Origin of the sequence: Gallibacterium anatis DSM 16844 = F 149 (assembly GCF_000379785.1) — a bacterium.
Lineage (GTDB): Bacteria > Pseudomonadota > Gammaproteobacteria > Enterobacterales > Pasteurellaceae > Gallibacterium > Gallibacterium anatis.
In genome coordinates, this window is the sequence record NZ_KB903716.1 from 1 (window position 1) to 16632 (window position 16632).

14 protein-coding genes and 1 pseudogene are annotated in these 16632 nt (G+C 42.5%); 4 read left to right on the forward strand and 11 right to left on the reverse strand.

The annotated features are described in order from the left end of the window. Positions 1 to 105 (reverse strand): annotated as a pseudogene (locus A3EO_RS13365) (IS1595 family transposase); the annotation flags it as partial. 196 nt (positions 106 to 301) lie between these two features. On the opposite strand from A3EO_RS13365, the gene rapA reads away from it, so the two are divergent. Next, positions 302 to 3220 (forward strand): RNA polymerase-associated protein RapA, encoded by a 2919-nt coding sequence (rapA, locus tag A3EO_RS0108795; protein ID WP_018346856.1) that lies wholly within the window; start codon positions 302 to 304, stop codon positions 3218 to 3220. 2 nt (positions 3221 to 3222) lie between these two features. Further along, on the forward strand, positions 3223 to 3876 hold the full coding sequence (rluA, locus tag A3EO_RS0108800) for a bifunctional tRNA pseudouridine(32) synthase/23S rRNA pseudouridine(746) synthase RluA (RefSeq protein WP_018346857.1): 654 nt from the start codon (positions 3223 to 3225) through the stop codon (positions 3874 to 3876). Position 3877: 1 nt separating this feature from the next. Here the strand turns inward: rluA and phoR are convergent, their stop codons facing one another. The 10 genes from phoR to A3EO_RS0108850 form a co-directional block, all read right to left on the reverse strand. Beyond that, positions 3878 to 5182 carry a phosphate regulon sensor histidine kinase PhoR gene (gene phoR, locus A3EO_RS0108805; protein WP_018346858.1) on the reverse strand — a complete coding sequence of 435 codons (1305 nt, stop codon included), beginning with the start codon at positions 5180 to 5182 and terminating at the stop codon, positions 3878 to 3880. A 3-nt stretch (positions 5183 to 5185) separates the two neighbouring features. Beyond that, positions 5186 to 5875 (reverse strand): phosphate regulon transcriptional regulator PhoB, encoded by a 690-nt coding sequence (gene phoB / locus A3EO_RS0108810; protein WP_013745898.1) that lies wholly within the window; start codon positions 5873 to 5875, stop codon positions 5186 to 5188. Between the two features lie 29 nt (positions 5876 to 5904). Further along, positions 5905 to 6681, reverse strand: coding sequence for a phosphate ABC transporter ATP-binding protein PstB (gene pstB / locus A3EO_RS0108815; protein ID WP_018346859.1), 777 nt, complete (start codon positions 6679 to 6681; stop codon positions 5905 to 5907). A gap of 10 nt (positions 6682 to 6691) precedes the next feature. Next, the gene (pstA, locus tag A3EO_RS0108820) at positions 6692 to 7540 is read right to left on the reverse strand and encodes a phosphate ABC transporter permease PstA (RefSeq protein WP_013745896.1); all 849 of its coding nucleotides are present in this window, start codon (positions 7538 to 7540) and stop codon (positions 6692 to 6694) included. After that, positions 7540 to 8490: a phosphate ABC transporter permease subunit PstC gene (pstC, locus tag A3EO_RS0108825; RefSeq protein ID WP_018346860.1), complete on the reverse strand. Its 951-nt coding sequence runs from the start codon at positions 8488 to 8490 to the stop codon at positions 7540 to 7542. Before pstC ends, pstA begins: the two co-directional genes overlap by 1 nt. Before the next feature lie 63 nt (positions 8491 to 8553). Next, positions 8554 to 9594 carry a phosphate ABC transporter substrate-binding protein PstS gene (gene pstS / locus A3EO_RS0108830; protein WP_013745894.1) on the reverse strand — a complete coding sequence of 347 codons (1041 nt, stop codon included), beginning with the start codon at positions 9592 to 9594 and terminating at the stop codon, positions 8554 to 8556. Between the two features lie 140 nt (positions 9595 to 9734). Next, entirely contained in the window at positions 9735 to 10580 is an 846-nt protein-coding gene (gene rpoH / locus A3EO_RS0108835) for an RNA polymerase sigma factor RpoH (RefSeq protein WP_013745893.1), read from the reverse strand. Positions 10581 to 10697: 117 nt separating this feature from the next. Next, entirely contained in the window at positions 10698 to 12863 is a 2166-nt protein-coding gene (gene uvrD / locus A3EO_RS0108840) for a DNA helicase II (protein WP_018346861.1), read from the reverse strand. A 135-nt stretch (positions 12864 to 12998) separates the two neighbouring features. Then, positions 12999 to 14411: a basic amino acid/polyamine antiporter gene (locus A3EO_RS0108845; RefSeq protein ID WP_018346862.1), complete on the reverse strand. Its 1413-nt coding sequence runs from the start codon at positions 14409 to 14411 to the stop codon at positions 12999 to 13001. A gap of 8 nt (positions 14412 to 14419) precedes the next feature. Beyond that, the gene (locus A3EO_RS0108850) at positions 14420 to 15313 is read right to left on the reverse strand and encodes a homocysteine S-methyltransferase family protein (RefSeq protein WP_018346863.1); all 894 of its coding nucleotides are present in this window, start codon (positions 15311 to 15313) and stop codon (positions 14420 to 14422) included. A gap of 485 nt (positions 15314 to 15798) precedes the next feature. On the opposite strand from A3EO_RS0108850, the gene A3EO_RS0108855 reads away from it, so the two are divergent. Both A3EO_RS0108855 and A3EO_RS12855 read left to right on the forward strand, forming a co-directional pair. After that, positions 15799 to 16311: a hypothetical protein gene (locus A3EO_RS0108855; RefSeq protein WP_018346864.1), complete on the forward strand. Its 513-nt coding sequence runs from the start codon at positions 15799 to 15801 to the stop codon at positions 16309 to 16311. 23 nt (positions 16312 to 16334) lie between these two features. Then, positions 16335 to 16632 (forward strand): Ig-like domain-containing protein (locus tag A3EO_RS12855; RefSeq protein WP_248660647.1); only part of this gene is annotated, 298 nt, incomplete at its 3' end.

Genomic DNA, 16632 nt, shown 5'->3' on the forward strand with positions numbered 1-16632 from the left:
AATGCCAAGCAAATCTGCTGCTGATCGTGCTGTTACTTCTAATACAAAAAATTCAAGCAGTTTTCTTTGTATAGATTTCTTTAGTTTACAATTGGTTATCTTCATTTTTGTAGCTTAGCATAAGTGCTAATCTACTTCAGCCCCAATCCTTAATATAAAAATGTAGCTTAGATTTTATTTTGTTTTTGTTGTGAAGATCTATTGATAAATCTTTTGGCTTTCCTGACTATTCAGAGTACAATCCGCGCTTATTTTTAAATTGAATAATCAATCAAAACAGAAGAAAGAGAAGAACAATAAAATGTCATTTACGATTGGACAACGTTGGATTAGTGAAAGTGAAAATAACTTGGGATTGGGATTAGTGACTGCCGTTGATCAGAGAACGGTAACCTTTTTATTTCCGGCAGCGGATGAAACACGTGTCTATTCCCTAGCAGTGGCGCCGATGACACGTGTCTTGTTTCAGACTGGTGATGTGATTACCCATCACGAGGGCTGGCAAGCAGAAGTGTTGGATGTGATGGAAAATAACGGCATCGCGCTTTATTTAGCGAAAAGAATGGATACAGATGAAGAGGTTGTGGTTAAAGAACTTGAGTTAGCACACCAAATCACCTTCAGTAAACCACAGGATCGTCTATTTTCTGCCCAAATTGACAGAAATGATCGTTTTGCATTGCGCTATCACGCATTGCAGCATCAACAGCAACAGTTTCAATCATCATTGAGAGGATTACGCGGTACAAGAGCGAGTTTAATTCCTCATCAATTACATATTGCACACGAAGTCGGTTCGCGCTTATCGCCACGTGTATTATTGGCGGACGAGGTTGGTTTAGGGAAAACGGTTGAAGCGGGAATGATTCTACAGCAACAACTGTTTTCCGGTAGAGTTGAACGTGTATTGATTTTAGTGCCGGAAACCTTGCAGCATCAATGGTTAGTCGAAATGTTGCGTCGTTTTAATCTTAATTTTTCATTATTTGATGAAGAACGTTGTCAGGATTTTGATCGTAAAGAAGAGGACGGCAGAAGCATCAAGGTGAATCCATTTGATAGTGAAGCGTTGGTGATCTGTTCTTTAGATTGGTTAGTTACGCAAGAAAATCGAATGGCTGAAGTGTTGGCAAGCCATTGGGATATGTTGATTGTGGATGAAGCACACCATCTTGAATGGCACGCAATGGCGCCAAGCCGTGCATATCGTTTTGTTGAGGAGTTGACGCAGAAAATCGCTTCGGTTTTGTTACTTACGGCAACACCGGAACAGTTAGGGCAGGAAAGTCACTTCGCACGTTTGCGACTATTAGATCCTCATCGTTTTTACGATTACAACGCATTTGTTGCCGAGCAAAAACAGTACCGTCCGGTAGCAGCGGCAGTGAATGATCTGTTGTCAGATAAAAAATTAAGTGCCGAAGAGCAAAATGTGTTGGCTGAATTACTGCCGGAGCAGGATATTGAACCGTTATTGCGAATTATCAACGGCAGCAACAGTTCTGACGAGCAGATCCAAGAGGCGAAACAGGAGCTGATTACTAACTTAGTGGATCGCCACGGCACCAGTCGCTTATTGTTCCGTAATACACGTCAAGGCGTGAAAGGCTTTCCGAAACGTATTTTGCACCAAGTAAAACTGGAATTGCCGAAGCAGTATGCAAATGCGATCAAAGTTGTGAATTTACTTAATAAGACGGTGCAACAAAATTCATTATATCCGGAAGTGCTGTTTCATCAGCTTAACCCGGAAGCGGCGTGGTGGGATTTTGATCCGCGCATTGAATGGTTATTGACCTTTCTCAAAAATCATAGCCAAGAAAAGGTGTTGATTATTTGTCAACAAACCGAAACCGTATTGCAGTTAGAGAAGATTTTGCGCGAAAAAGAGGGCATTCGTTCTGCGGTATTCCACGAGAAAATGTCGATTGTTGAACGTGATCGGGCGGCGGCCTATTTTGCACAACAGGAAGACGGCGCAAAAGTACTGTTAAGTTCCAGTATTGGTGCGGAAGGGCGTAATTTCCAATTTGCTTGCCGATTGGTATTGTTTAATTTACCGGTCAATCCGGATGTATTGGAGCAGTCCATCGGACGTTTGGATCGTATCGGTCAAACCAGAGATGTTCAAATTTATGTGCCTTATTTTAATCAAACATCACAGATGATTTTGGTGGATTGGTATCAAAAAGGCTTGGGAGCCTTTGAACAGACTTGCCCGATGGGAGCAACCTTATTTGCTAAATATGGTAAACAGCTACAGGCATTTATTGATAACCCGAATGAAGATGAGGCAGGATTTGCGCTCTTTATTGAACAGGTGGCGAAAGAACGGATTCGCTTGCAGCAGGAGTTGGAACAAGGGCGAGATCGCCTGTTGGAACTCAATTCTAACGGTGGAGAGCAAGCACAACAGCTCGCTGCCGCGATTGAACAACAGGACGGACAACCGGATTTAATTAATTTCTGTTTGAGTCTGTTTGATGTAATCGGTTTAGATCAGGAAGATTTGGGCGAAGATTCGATAGTGATTCAGCCGACCGGACATATGTTAGTACCTGATTTTCCGGGATTAAAAGAGGAGGGAAGCACCGTTACTTTTAATCGGTCATTGGCATTGGCACGCGAAGATCTTGAGTTTTTAACGTGGGATCACCCGATGGTGCGAAACGGTATCGATCTGATCACTTCCGGCGATATTGGCAAAACGGCAGTAAGTTTATTGCCGCATAAAGGGTTACCGGCAGGTACGTTATTGTTGGAATTAATTTATGTGGTTGAAGTACAGGCACCGAAAGCCTTGCAATTAACTCGCTTCTTACCGCCGACACCGGTGCGCTTGTTATTGGATATTAAGGGCAATGATTTAGCCTCACAAGTCTCTTTCCGCGGTTTAGAAAAACAGCTTAAGCCGATCAATAAAAATATGGCAAATAAAGTCGTTAAAATGACGAAAGCGGATATTGATCGTCTGATTAAGCACTCTCAAACTTTGATAGCGCCTTATGCCGAACAAATTATTGCGGAAGCTACCGAAGTGGCGGATAAAACGTTATATAGTGAACTTCAGCGTCTTACCGCACTTCAGGCGGTGAATAAAAATATTCGTCAGGATGAAATTGAACAACAGGAACAATTAATTGCGCAATCACTGGCCCAACTGAAAAAAGCAAGTTGGCGTTTGGACAGTTTGCGTGTGATTGTCAGTAATAAAGAGTAATTATGGCATTAATAGCGTACAACCCGCCGCAAGGATTGAATATCTTATATCAGGATAACTATATTGCGGTGGTGAATAAACAGAGCGGTTTGTTGTCGGTTCCCGGCAATCAGCCGCAGTATCAGGATAGCGCCACCACACGCGTGGCGAATAAATTCGGCTTTACTGAGCCGGCGCATCGTTTAGATATGGCAACCAGCGGTATTTTACTGTTTGCGCTTTCCAAAGCTGCTGAAAAAGAGCTGAAGCGACAATTTCGCGAGCGAGAACCGAAGAAACATTATCAAGCGATTGTTTGGGGGCATTTGGAACAGGATAGCGGTATTGTCGATTTGCCGTTAATTTGTGATTGGGAGAATCGACCGCGACAACGTATAGATTTTTTAGTCGGCAAAAAAGCACAGACGCAGTATCAGGTTTTAGCGCGTTATCCGAATAACACCACGCGCGTGAAATTGACGCCGATCACCGGTCGTTCGCATCAGTTGCGTCTACATATGTTAGCTCTCGGGCATCCGATTCTGGGTGATAAGTTCTATTCTCCTCCGGCAGTGCGGGCAATGGCACCGAGATTATATTTACACGCAGAAAGTCTTACTATTACGCATCCGATCACTCAAGAGCGGATGACATTTACTTGTCCGCCGGATTTCTAACTTATTGTTGCGGATTGACGATTAAATCGGGTTTGATAATAAAAGAAAATTCGCTGCCTTTACCGACTTCGCTTTGGATTTCAAGATAGGATTGATGTTGTTCCAAAGCGTGTTTAACAATGGCTAATCCCAAGCCGCTGCCGCCGGTTTTATTATTGCGTGATTCATCCACACGATAGAAACGTTCGGTTAAATGGGCAAGATGGCGAGCTTCAATACCGATACCGTTATCGCTGACACAAAATCTTGCCCCTTGTTTACAACGTTGCCAACTGACGTGAATAATCGCCTCTTCGCCGGCGTGGCGAATAGCGTTATAGATCAGATTGGAAACTGCACTTTGTAATTGCTGTTCATCCCCAATAATTTTCAAATCCGGCTCGATTTCAAAAATAATTTGCTGTTTTGCTTGATGGATAACGGCAGTATTTTTTTGTAAAGAGAGAATTAATTGTGACATATCAACCACTTCGTGTTCGGCACTATTGATATTTTCAATTTTTGCCAATAAAGATAGCTGTTGCAGCAATGTCGCCATTCTCTCGCTTTGTTCTTTCATCGCCTGCAATGCTTTTTGTTGAAAAGGTGATTTTTCATCGATCTCGCCCTCAAACATTTCCAAATAACCCTGTAGCACCGTTAATGGTGTGCGCAGTTCGTGGTTCATATTCGCCAGAAAAGTTTGACGGGAGTTCATTAAGCGAATAAACGAGGTCGCATCGCGTGCGATAATTAAATAGGATTCGCTGTCGTAACTATTGATATTAAATTCGATATAGCGTTTATTGTGGGTCAATAAAACCAAAGGACGATTGCGTCTGTTAAAGGTTAAATGACGAAAATAGTGTTTAAATTCGGGGTAAAAAATCACCTTAAAAACGCTCTTTTGCATTTTTTTATCCCAAATAAATTCAAACATCTCCTGTGCTGCTTGGTTACACCAAGAAATATCGCCGTTGTGTTCACAAATTAATACTGCATCGGGCAAAAATTGGATATTGCGATTTAGCTTGGAAAGTAGCCGTAACGATTTAATTTTTTCGCGGCGAGTTCGCTCATTGTAGTAGGCAGCAGTTTGTGAAATATGCTCAAGCGCAGTAATTTTCTTTTTGCTTTTAGGGGGTTTATTCGGATTGATGATTTGCAACAAACTGAATTCATTATAGTGGTGCCAAATCAGTAAAATCACCAACACGGCAATTAACCAAAACGAGAAATCTTTACTGAAGAGACTCAATAATGAAGCAATGCCGACCGCCAGCAACACTTCGATGATCAGATGTTTTAACGACAGATTGAGCTTCATTGGTTAATCCTGAAAATGGTTAGAAAAACGGTAGCCAAAGCCGCGAACGGTTTGCACATAGCGATCAGCCTGAAAAGGCTCTAAACTGCGGCGTAATCGGCGAATATAGGAGTCAACGGTGCGATCTTCAACATAAATATCATCGCCCCAAATATGATTCAATAGCTGTTCACGGCTATAGACTTTTTCGGGATGCGTCATTAGAAACAGCAGTAATTTATATTCGGTTGCGCTTAATTCCACAAATTGATTTTCCACGCTAACACGTTGCGCCTGCTGATCGATTTGTAAATTTTCAAAACTGACAATTTGGCTCGGCGGATCATAACTGCGTCGCCATAACGCTTCGATTCTCGCTAATAAAATTTTCGGTGAAAACGGCTTGGTAATGTAATCATCGGCACCGGCGTTCAGACAGGTAATGCAATCCTCTTCCGCACTGCGTGCCGTGAGCATAATGATTGGAATTTTAGCGGTTTGTTCCTGTTTTTTTAGATATTCAATAAACATAATGCCGGAACGACCGGGCAACATCCAATCCAACAGAATAAGTTGCGGTTGTTCCTCAAGGCGATTTACCGCACTTTGATAATCCTCCGCTTCAATCACCTCATAATTTTGCTTCAGTAAGTAAAGTGCAACCATTTCACGGATCGCACGTTCATCTTCAACAATTAAAATTTTGCCCGCCATAAGCCCCCATTTTTATTTGAGTTGCTGCTTTAACCCATTCTACCCGTAATGTAATCTTCTGTCCGTTGGAATTTTGGTTTGTCAAAAATTTTACTGGTTTGATCGAATTCAATCAGCTCACCAAGATACATAAAAGCGGTGTAGTCGGAACAACGCGCCGCCTGTTGCATATTATGCGTGACGATGGCAACAGTGTAATCGTGTTTTAATTCGCTGATCAGCTCTTCGATTTTCATTGTTGAGATCGGATCGAGCGCAGAGCAAGGTTCATCCAATAACAACACTTCCGGTTTAACGGCAATACCGCGCGCAATACATAAGCGTTGTTGTTGCCCACCAGATAAGCTATCACCGCTTTGGTTCAGCTTATCTTTCACTTCGTTCCATAATGCGGCTTTGGTTAATGCCCATTCGACCCGATCATTCAACTCTGATTTAGGCAGTTTCTCAAATAAACGAATGCCGAAAGCGACATTATCATAAATTGACATTGGAAACGGTGTCGGCTTTTGGAAAACCATCCCGATTTTGGCGCGGATAATGGCAATATCAATATGTGTGGTCAATAAATTTTCATTATCTAAATTAATTTCACCGGTGGCGTGTTGGTTCGGATAAAGTTCATACATCCGGTTAAATGTACGCAACAGTGTCGATTTTCCGCAGCCGGATGGACCAATAAATGCAGTGACTTTATTTTTTGCGATTTTCATATTGATATTTTTTAAAGCGTGAAAATCACCATAATAAAAATTGAGATTATTAACGGTTAATTTCGCATCAATTTGGTTTGATAACATATCCATTTTATGGTCCTTATTTATGTTTGTTGGAACAAAGTCTGGTTAAAATATTTAAAGATAAAACAAAAATCGCAATTAATGCCGCACCTGCCCACGCCAGTTCATTCCAATCTTCAAACGGGCTGGCGGCATATTGATAAATCACCACCGGTAGATTTGCCATTGGCGCATTCATATCCAAAGAGGTGAATTGGTTTGAGAGCGCAGTAAACAGCAATGGTGCGGTTTCGCCGGAAATGCGGGCAACGGAAAGCAGAATGCCGGTTAAAATGCCGGAGCGAGCGGCACGATAGCAAACCATCGTAATGACTCGCCATTGCGGGCAACCGAGTGCAGCGGCGGCTTCGCGTAAATTATTCGGCACGAGATTCAACATACTGTCGGTGGTTCTGACCACAACCGGAATTACCAACATTGCCAAAGCCAACGAACCTGCCCAGCCGGAGAAGTGTTTTACTTGCGAAACATAGATTGCGTAAATAAACAGTCCGATAATAATGGAGGGTGCGGAAAGTAAAATATCGTTCAGAAAACGGGTAATTTTCGATAATTTGCTATAGCGGCCGTATTCGCTTAAATAGGTGCCTGCCAAAACGCCAATCGGTGTGGCGATAAAGGTGGCAATTAATACCATCATAATCGAACCGATAATGGCATTAATCAAACCGCCGCTTTCGTTGGGTGCAGGTGTTGCTTTTAAGAACAGTTCAAACGAGAGTGCCGGGATGCCTTTGATGATTAATGTGTATAAAATCCAAATCAACCAAAAAAGCCCGAACAGCACTGCCAGATAGGCAAGGCTTAACATAAGAAGATTTCTGCTTTTACGCCAATAAAAGCGTTGATTTTGATATTTATGCATTATTTTCTTCCTTCTAGTCGACTCATTCGCATCACTAATAAACGTGCGATCGCCAATACTAAAGTGGTAATCAAGAATAGAATTAACCCTAATTCCATCAATGCAGATTTTTGTAAACCGCCGGCTTCATTAAATTCATTGGCAATCGCAGAAGCGATAGAGGTGGACGGTGCAAAAATAGAATCCGGCAGTTGGAAGGCATTCCCGATAACGAAAGTGACCGCCATTGTTTCGCCCAATGCACGCCCCAATCCAAGCATAATGCTGCCGACAACACCGGCTTTGGTATACGGCAGCACGACTTTCCAAATCACTTCCCACGTGGTTGAACCCAAACCGTAAGCGGATTCTTTCAACATTGGCGGTACAACACTAAAAACATCACGCATTGTTGAGGCGATAAAAGGAATAATCATAATGCCCAACACTAATCCGGCGGTGAATAGTCCGATACCGAAAGGTGCACCGGAAAAGAGAATGCCGATTAACGGTAAATTACCAAAAGTATCAATGATATAAGGCTGAATGTATTCTTGAAAAAGCGGTACGAAAACGAATAGCCCCCACATCCCGTAAATAATGGAAGGAATCGCTGCCAACATCTCTACTGCGGTGCCAATCGGGCGTTTTAACCATTGTGGAGATAATTCAGTGAGAAAAGTGGCAATGCCGAAAGAGATTGGTACGGCAATAATTAAGGCGATGGCGGCGGAAATTAATGTGCCGATGATCGGTACCAAAGCCCCATAATTTTCTTGCACCGGATCCCAGTCGTTGCTCCATAAAAAAGCGATATGAAATTTAGAAATCGAATCCCAACTACCAATCACTAAAGACAATAAAATGGCGGAGAGCACAATAAAAACAAAGACAGCAAAAAAACGGGTGGTGTTCTTAAAAACATTCTCCAACCAAGCGTGATTTAAACATTTATTATCGATTTTATGCATTTTTTCTACCTTGTAAGGTAAGGGTTATGTGATAGCATAACCCTTTGATATTTCAATAGAATATTAATAGATAGTTTTTCCTTGCGCATCTTTCACTTCACTGTGCCAACGAGCTTTAATTTTTTCGACAACAGTGTCCGGTAATGGCACATAATCCAGTTCTAAAGCAGCGTCTTTACCGTTTTTAAATGCCCATTCAAAGAAACTGAAGACATTTTTGGTGTTTTCGGCATTGTCGGCATTTTTGTGGATTAAGATGAAACTTGCCGCAGTGATTGGCCAAGATTGATCGCCCGGTTCATTTGTCAAAACTACGCCCATTCCGGCAGCTTTCTCCCAGTCGGCATTGGCTGCCGCCGCCATAAAGCTGTCACGAGAAGGTTGCACAAATTTGCCGGCAGCATTTTGTAAAGTGACCCAAGTTAATTGATTTTGTTTGGCATAAGCATATTCCACATAACCGATAGAATATTTAAGCTGTTTAACGTAAGCGGCAACGCCTTCATTACCTTTTCCGCCTTGTCCGACAGGCCATTTAACGGATTTTCCTTCACCCACTTTTTCTTTCCATTCAGCAGAAACTTTGGATAAATAGTTCGTCCAGCCGAAGGTTGTGCCGGAACCGTCTGAACGGCGTACTACCAGAATATTTTTATCCGGCAAGGCAATGCCGTCATTCAGAGCGGCAATCGCCGGATCGTTCCATTTTTTGATTTTGCCGAGGAAGATGTCAGCAATTACCTCACCTGAAAGTTTTAATGCGCCGGCTTTGATTTCCGGAATATTGACAACAGGAACGGTGCCGCCAATGATGGCAGGGAATTGTAATAATTGGTGTTCTGCAAGTGCGTTTGCTTTCATTGGATCGTCTGAAGCACCGAAATCAATGGTCTTAGCGATAATCTGTTGCTGACCGCCACCGGAACCGATGGACTGATAATTGACTTTATTGCCGGTTTGTTGTTGGTAAAGTCCTGCCCATTTGGCATAAATCGGATAAGGGAATGACGCGCCTGCGCCGGTAATTTCGTGGGCATTTGCTTGAGCGATAAAAGGTAATGAAATAGCAACGAGAGCAAGTTTTCTAAGGACTTTCGGTAACATAGGTTTCTCCTAACAGAATGAATTAACATTTGACGTTAGGAAGTTTAGCGATGAAATGTGACAGTTTGATGACAGCGGAAGAAATACAAAAAATAACCCCATATTCCGAGTGAAATATGGGGTATTTTTATAGAGGGAATTTAGAATGTTACTGCATTTCTTAGTTTTTTCAACGCATTGCTTTCCAACTGTCTGATACGTTCGGCGGAAACACCGTAATGATCAGCCAATTCTTGCAATGTGGCTTTATTATCATCCAACCAACGAGTTTGGATAATATGACGACTTCTTTCGTCCAACTGTTCCAATGCTTCGCTAAGTTGATCGGTCGCCTGATTTTCAAAATTTTCTTCTTCCAATTCAGCAGCGAAGTTGGAACTTTTATCTTCCAAATAAAGTGCCGGAGAATAGGTTTCTTCGCTATCATCAGTCGGCAAATCGAACGCCATATCAATGCCGCTCATACGAGATTCCATCTCTTGCACATCTTCTGCGGAAACGCCGAGTTCGTTGGCAACCATATCCACTTCATTAGCGTTGAACCAACCTAAACGTTGTTTTGTTTTACGCAAATTAAAGAATAATTTACGTTGTGCTTTAGTGGTGGCAACTTTAACAATACGCCAGTTACGCAACACATATTCGTGAATTTCCGCTTTAATCCAATGCACTGCGAAAGAAACCAAACGTACACCCACTTCCGGATTGAAACGTTTAACCGCTTTCATCAAGCCGACATTTCCTTCCTGAATTAAATCGGCTTGCGGCAAACCATAACCGGAATAACCACGTGCAATATGAATTACAAAACGCAAATGGGATAAAATCAATTTTTTGGCGGCATCAACGTCTTGATGATAATACAAACGTTCTGCCAGCTCCTTTTCCTCTTCTGCGGTAAGCATCGGATATTCATTAGCTGCTCGAATGTAGCCTTCTAAACTACCTTGAGGAACAAGCATCATGTTTTGCATTTCTTTTGTCATTAACTACCTTCTTAAATTAAAAATTTCGTCCGTTATAACACAGTTAATGCTTAATGTAAAAACTGTCTTAACGAACGTTTTATTTGACCCATTATAATGCAAAAAGTTTCATATGGATCACAATTTTTCTAAATTTGCCAAGTGGGCAATCAGCCATTTTATGCCTTGATTTTGGAAAGCGATCTGCAACCGACAGTTCTTATCGCTACCCTCCACATTGATAATCGAACCGTAACCGAATTTATGGTGTTTAACCCGTTGTCCCGGTTTCCACTCCGGATTTGCCAACACCGATTTTGTCGTCCCGACCGCTTCACGGTTGATAGCTCGCGTTACGGTGCCGCGTAAGCGAATTTCCTGAATATTTTCTTCCGGTAACTCATTGATAAAACGTGAAACAATACGCTTTTCTTCTTGAGAATAAACACGGCGTTGTTCGGCATAGCAAAGTGTTAATTTCTTTCTTGCCCGAGTAATGCCGACATAAGCCAAACGGCGTTCTTCTTCGATTCTTCCCTCTTCGCCTGAAGCACCGCTTGGGAATAAGCCCTCTTCCATCCCAACAATAAAAACACGATCAAACTCCAAACCTTTTGAAGAGTGCAATGTCATTAAATCGACACATTGTTGATGTGGCGAGGCTTGCCCTTCACCGGCTTCCAACGAAGCGTGAGTTAGGAAAGCAATCAAATCGCTCATCTCTTCCGCTTCATCCGGTTTTTGGAAATCTCGTGCGGCAAAAACCAGCTCATCCAAGTTTTCCAAACGCACCTCACCTTTTTCGCCTTTCTCTTTTTGGTACATCTCTTTCAGACCGGAGTGTTCAATCACAAACTCGGTCTGTTCCGCTAACGGCAGCTCAAAGGTGTCATTATCTAAGGCGTTGATCAACTCGATAAAACGTAACAAAGCAGAAGCGGCACGACCTTGCACCAATTTCTCTTCTAACGCTAAATGTGTTGCCTGCCAAAGTGTTAATGTGCGCTTGCGAGCAATATCACGCAAAATCTCAAGCGTGCGATCGCCGATACCGCGCGTTGGCGTATTGACCACACGTTCAAAAGCGACATCATCCTGACGATTTGCTAACAGGCGTAAATAACCGAGAGCATCCTTAATTTCCTGCCGTTCAAAAAAGCGCAAACCACCATAAATACGATAAGGCAGACCGGATTGCAAAAATGCCTCTTCCAAAATACGTGATTGACGGTTACTGCGATACAACACCGCACATTGATCATAATTACCGCCTTCATCCACCCACTGTTTAATCTGTGAAGTCACGAAACGCGCTTCATCGTGTTCATTAAATGCTCGATAGATGCCGACCGGATCGCCTTTATTACCTTCCGTCCAAAGATTTTTACCCAATCTGCCTTCATTGTTGGCAATTAAAATATTGGCAGCTTGTAAAATATTTTCAGTGGAGCGGTAATTTTGTTCCAAACGAATGGTTTCGGCGTGATAATCGGTTAAAAAACGGTAGATATTATCAATTTTTGCGCCTCGCCAACCATAAATCGATTGGTCGTCATCACCGACAATCATCACATTGGCACTATTGCCAGCCAATAATTTAACCCATTCATACTGAATATTATTGGTGTCCTGAAACTCATCCACCAAAATATGCTGAAAACGTTGTTGATAACGTTGCAGAATCAGCGGTTTTTTCTGCCAAAGTTCATAAGTTCTTAATAATAATTCGGCAAAATCGACCAAACCGGCGCGATCACAGGCATCCTGATAAATTTTGTAAATTTCAACCCAGCTTCGATCTTCCTTACTACGCATTTCGATTTGATCGGCTCTTAAACCAAGATCTTTCTTATTGTTGATATACCAACAGATTTGCTTTGGCGGATACAAACCCTCATCCAAGTTGTAGGATTTCACCAACCGTTTCACCAAACGTAATTGATCTTCTGAATCTAAAATTTGAAAATCCGCCGGTAAACCGGCATCCGGCGCGTGGCGGCGCAAAAGCCGATGCGCCAGACTGTGGAAAGTTCCGACCCACATTCCGAAAGGCGGTGTGATTTGATCCTGTAATAAATCCTCAATACGATGGCGCATTTCCGCCGCCGCTTTATTGGTAAAAGTTACCGCAAGAATGCCGTTGGGGCTGACATTCTCAACGCCGATTAACCAAGCAATGCGGTAAGTTAAAACCCGAGTTTTACCACTGCCGGCACCCGCCAAAACTAAATAATTGCCCAAAGGTGCAGCCACCGCTTCACGTTGCCGTTCATTTAAACCATCTAATAATTCTGAAAAGTCCATAGGGGATCCTGTAACTCAATACTTTACAAATAAAAGCGATAAAATTTTTATCTGTGTAAGGTGGACAAATAATACGAAGAATTATAACAAAAAACTGCATAGTACAATTTTACTATGCAGTTTGTGTATCAATTTTCACCCCATTTGTTGCCAAATAGCTGGGATGGCGAGCAGGATTAATAACACAAGAATGAATTTCTCGAATGTGCGGAGTTGCCATTTGCCATAGAACTGTCGTTGTGAATAGAGGAATAACAGCACGCCGGGCAAGTAGAGCAGAACGGAAAGCAACAAATAATCAATGCCTGCCGCATAGACAATCCAAACTGCATAAAGTGTCGCAAAGCCACCGATAAGTTTATATTTCCAACTTAACTGATGTTGAATGGCATATTTTAGTAAAAAGCCGCCGACCAACAAGTAAGGAACGAGGATCATTGAGGTGGAAATCAACAACAACGTTTCATAACTATTGCCGGTTTTCCAGACTAAAAACAGACATAGCTGCACGGTCAAAGTGGTAAAAAGCAGAGAAAAATGCGGCACATTATGCCGATTTAAGCGTGTGAACGGCAGTGGAAATACACCGTTTTTCGCGCCTAAATAGGGAATTTCTGTAGCATATAATGTCCAACTCAAATAAGAAGAGAGTACAGAAACGATAAGGCAGACGGTAATCAACCATTTTCCCCAATCACCGACCATAAAGGTGAGGATGCCTGCCATTGATGGATTTGCCATTTCAGCGATTTGTGCGCGCGGCAGAATGCCTTGCGATAACAGCGTAATAGCAACGTAAATCAGCAGCGTGATGATCACGCCGCCTACGGTCGCGCGCCCAATATCGGCGCGATGTTTGGCGTGTTTGGACAACACCGCCGCCCCCTCAATTCCGGTGAAGACCCAAAGTGTGATCAACATTGTGTTTTTTACTTGGTCGATTAGCGTTGATTGTTGATCGTTTTCGATAATGCCGTTTCCTTGCCAATCCGACAAAAATTGGTTGCTGTCAAAAAAATAGACGGCTAAACCGATAAATAACAGCAAAGGAAAGACTTTAACGATGGTTGCAACCAGATTAACGCCGGCGGCTTCCTTGATGCCTTTTGCGACCAAGCAATAGACCAGCCAAGCGATAACGGATGCGCCGATAAATGCGGTCGCAGTATTTCCTTTACCGAACACAATATTGTTTGCTTGGTCAGTGAATGTCCCGACTGCTTCAAAAGCGACAACCAAGTAACCGACAATACCGATGGTGGTGCAAAGCCAATAGCCCCACGCCGAAAGAAACCCCATCAAGTCACCGAAACCGGCTCTGGCGTAAGCATAAACGCCGCCGTCAAGTTCAGGCAGCAGACGAGATAGACAGGCAAATGATAAGCCCAAAAAGATAATGCCGATACCGGTGATTAACCAGCCGATCAACAATGCTTGCGAACCGGCAACTGCCGCCATATTTTGCGGCAAGCTGAAAATGCCGGAACCAATCATTGAGCTGATGACTAATGCGGTGAGTGCGGATAGTCCGATTTTTGTGACTGACATAATGCTCCTTAACGTAAATTTTGCGCTAATAAGGCAATATGTTCAGGTCCGATACCGCAGCAGCCGCCAATGGTGTCCGCGCCGATTTCACGCCATTTTTTCGCCCAATGGAGATAATTTTCCGGCGTGCTGTCTTTACGAATTTCATCAATCGCTTCGTTGGCTGCCTGCATCTCTTGCGGTTGCGGCTCAAATGCATTGGCATAAACGCCCAAGCGAACTGTTTTTCCGGATTGATCAATCAAGGTTCTTGCCTGTTTTAATGCCGCTGCCATCACCTCAATTTGGCTGCAATTAAAAGAGATCATTTGCACGTCTAATGACAGCATTTGTTTAACTGCATCCACCACGAGTTCGCCGGAACGTAATTTAGGTTCGGTTTGGTGTGCGCTGTCTTCTAATGTAAAGGAGCACCAAAAAGGGCGAGGATCTTGCGTTAATAGTTGTCGCCACGTTTTCACTTCAATAATGCTGCTTTGTGTTTCCGCCAACCAAATATCAACATAAGGTGCCAATCCTCTAATTAACGGGGCAGCCAACTCCGGTGCTTTCTCCGCATCAAACAGATCCGGACGATAAGAGCCGAAAAGTGGTGGTAGTGAACCGGCAACCAACACTTTTTTACCGCTTTGTTGCACCGCTTCACGTGCTAGCTTTCCGGCAAGTGCCGCTAACTGTTCGCCACGCTGATAAAAACGTTCGCCGATATGAAACGGCACAACAGCATAGCTATCTGCCGTAATCACATCTGCGCCGGCATTGATGTAATCCAAATGCACATCTCGCACAATATCCGGTGCTTCCATTAATGCGAGTGCCGACCATTCAGGTTGTCGAAAAGGGGCATTGCGACGATGAAGTTCACGTCCCATACCGCCATCAAGAATCATAACAGGTTGCATAATTGCTCCAAAAGGTAGGTAAAAACGCTAACTTAACATAAGTGGAATTGATTACAAATAATTTAATTTAAGCAGTTATAACAAACAGTTATGTCGTAGTTTAGGCAGAATTCAAATAATAAAACAGATTGCCTATATGTAGGTAGTAGATTTCTTTTACGTTTATTTGTAATGTAAAAGCTACACTTCAAAAATTACAATTTAGTTTTAATAAAATCTGATCCAAATCATTTTTTCTGACAATCTTGCTCGGAATCTTTTATAAAAATGAAGTAATAACGTCTAAAAAGAGTATCTTTGCGCTAAAGAGATAATTTTTCTAATAAAGTTTAATATTGAAATTGACTTTACATTTACTTTTGCTAATATGCAACGATTGCTCTTTGTTGTTACTTTTATGAGGAAAGGCTGTTAATACCTTGTTGAAATAAAAGTGAGCTTAGGTTAATTCGATTCAATTCAACAATGACACATTGGGAGAAATTATGGGTCTTATCCTAGTTGAGAAAAAATCAGGCAAACGCATTGATTTATCAAAAGTATTAAAAAATGGTAAATATACCGAATTGGCAGTGCCGGGCGAAGAGTACTATCTGATTGATAGCGCGACCGGCAAAACACCGGAAGATATTAAAGTTACTCGTTCCGGCAATGATCTTATTTTAAAAAGCGAAAAAGAGAATGTAGAAGTTATTATTGATGATTTCTGGGGCAAATGCGATGACGAGCAGCAATGTTTTGCCATTTTTGATGTCGGTGCGGATGCCGGTCAGGTGATCGTCACTCAAGTAGGTAAGGAATTTTCTTCTTTCCCAGAAATTGAAGCCGGAATGAGCGGTACTTTAGCCGAAGGTGATAGCTTCAGCCCGTGGCTTTACGGTCTTGCTGGATTAACTGTTCTCGGCTTGGGTGCAGCGGCTGCAGGTGGCTCGGGGGGGGTAGTTCAGCACATTCCGCTCCGTCAGATACCACACCGCCGGATCAACCAACCGATGTAGTCATTTCCAATAACGGCAACCAAATTACAGGTAAAGCCGAACCCGGTAGTAAAATTACTATTAAAGATGATCAAGGTAATGTGATTGCTAATGGAAAAGCAGATGAGCAAGGCAATTTTTTAATTGATCTTAACCCACCAAAAAATAACGGCGAAAAAGTAGAAGTTACTGCAACAGATAATGCCGGTAATACGTCAACCCCAACAGATGTAATCGCACCTGATAGCACTCCACCAAATAAACCAGACAATCTTGATGTTTCTGATGATGGTACCCACGTTACGGGTACCGCAGAGCCAGGTAGCACCGTAACGGTAAAAG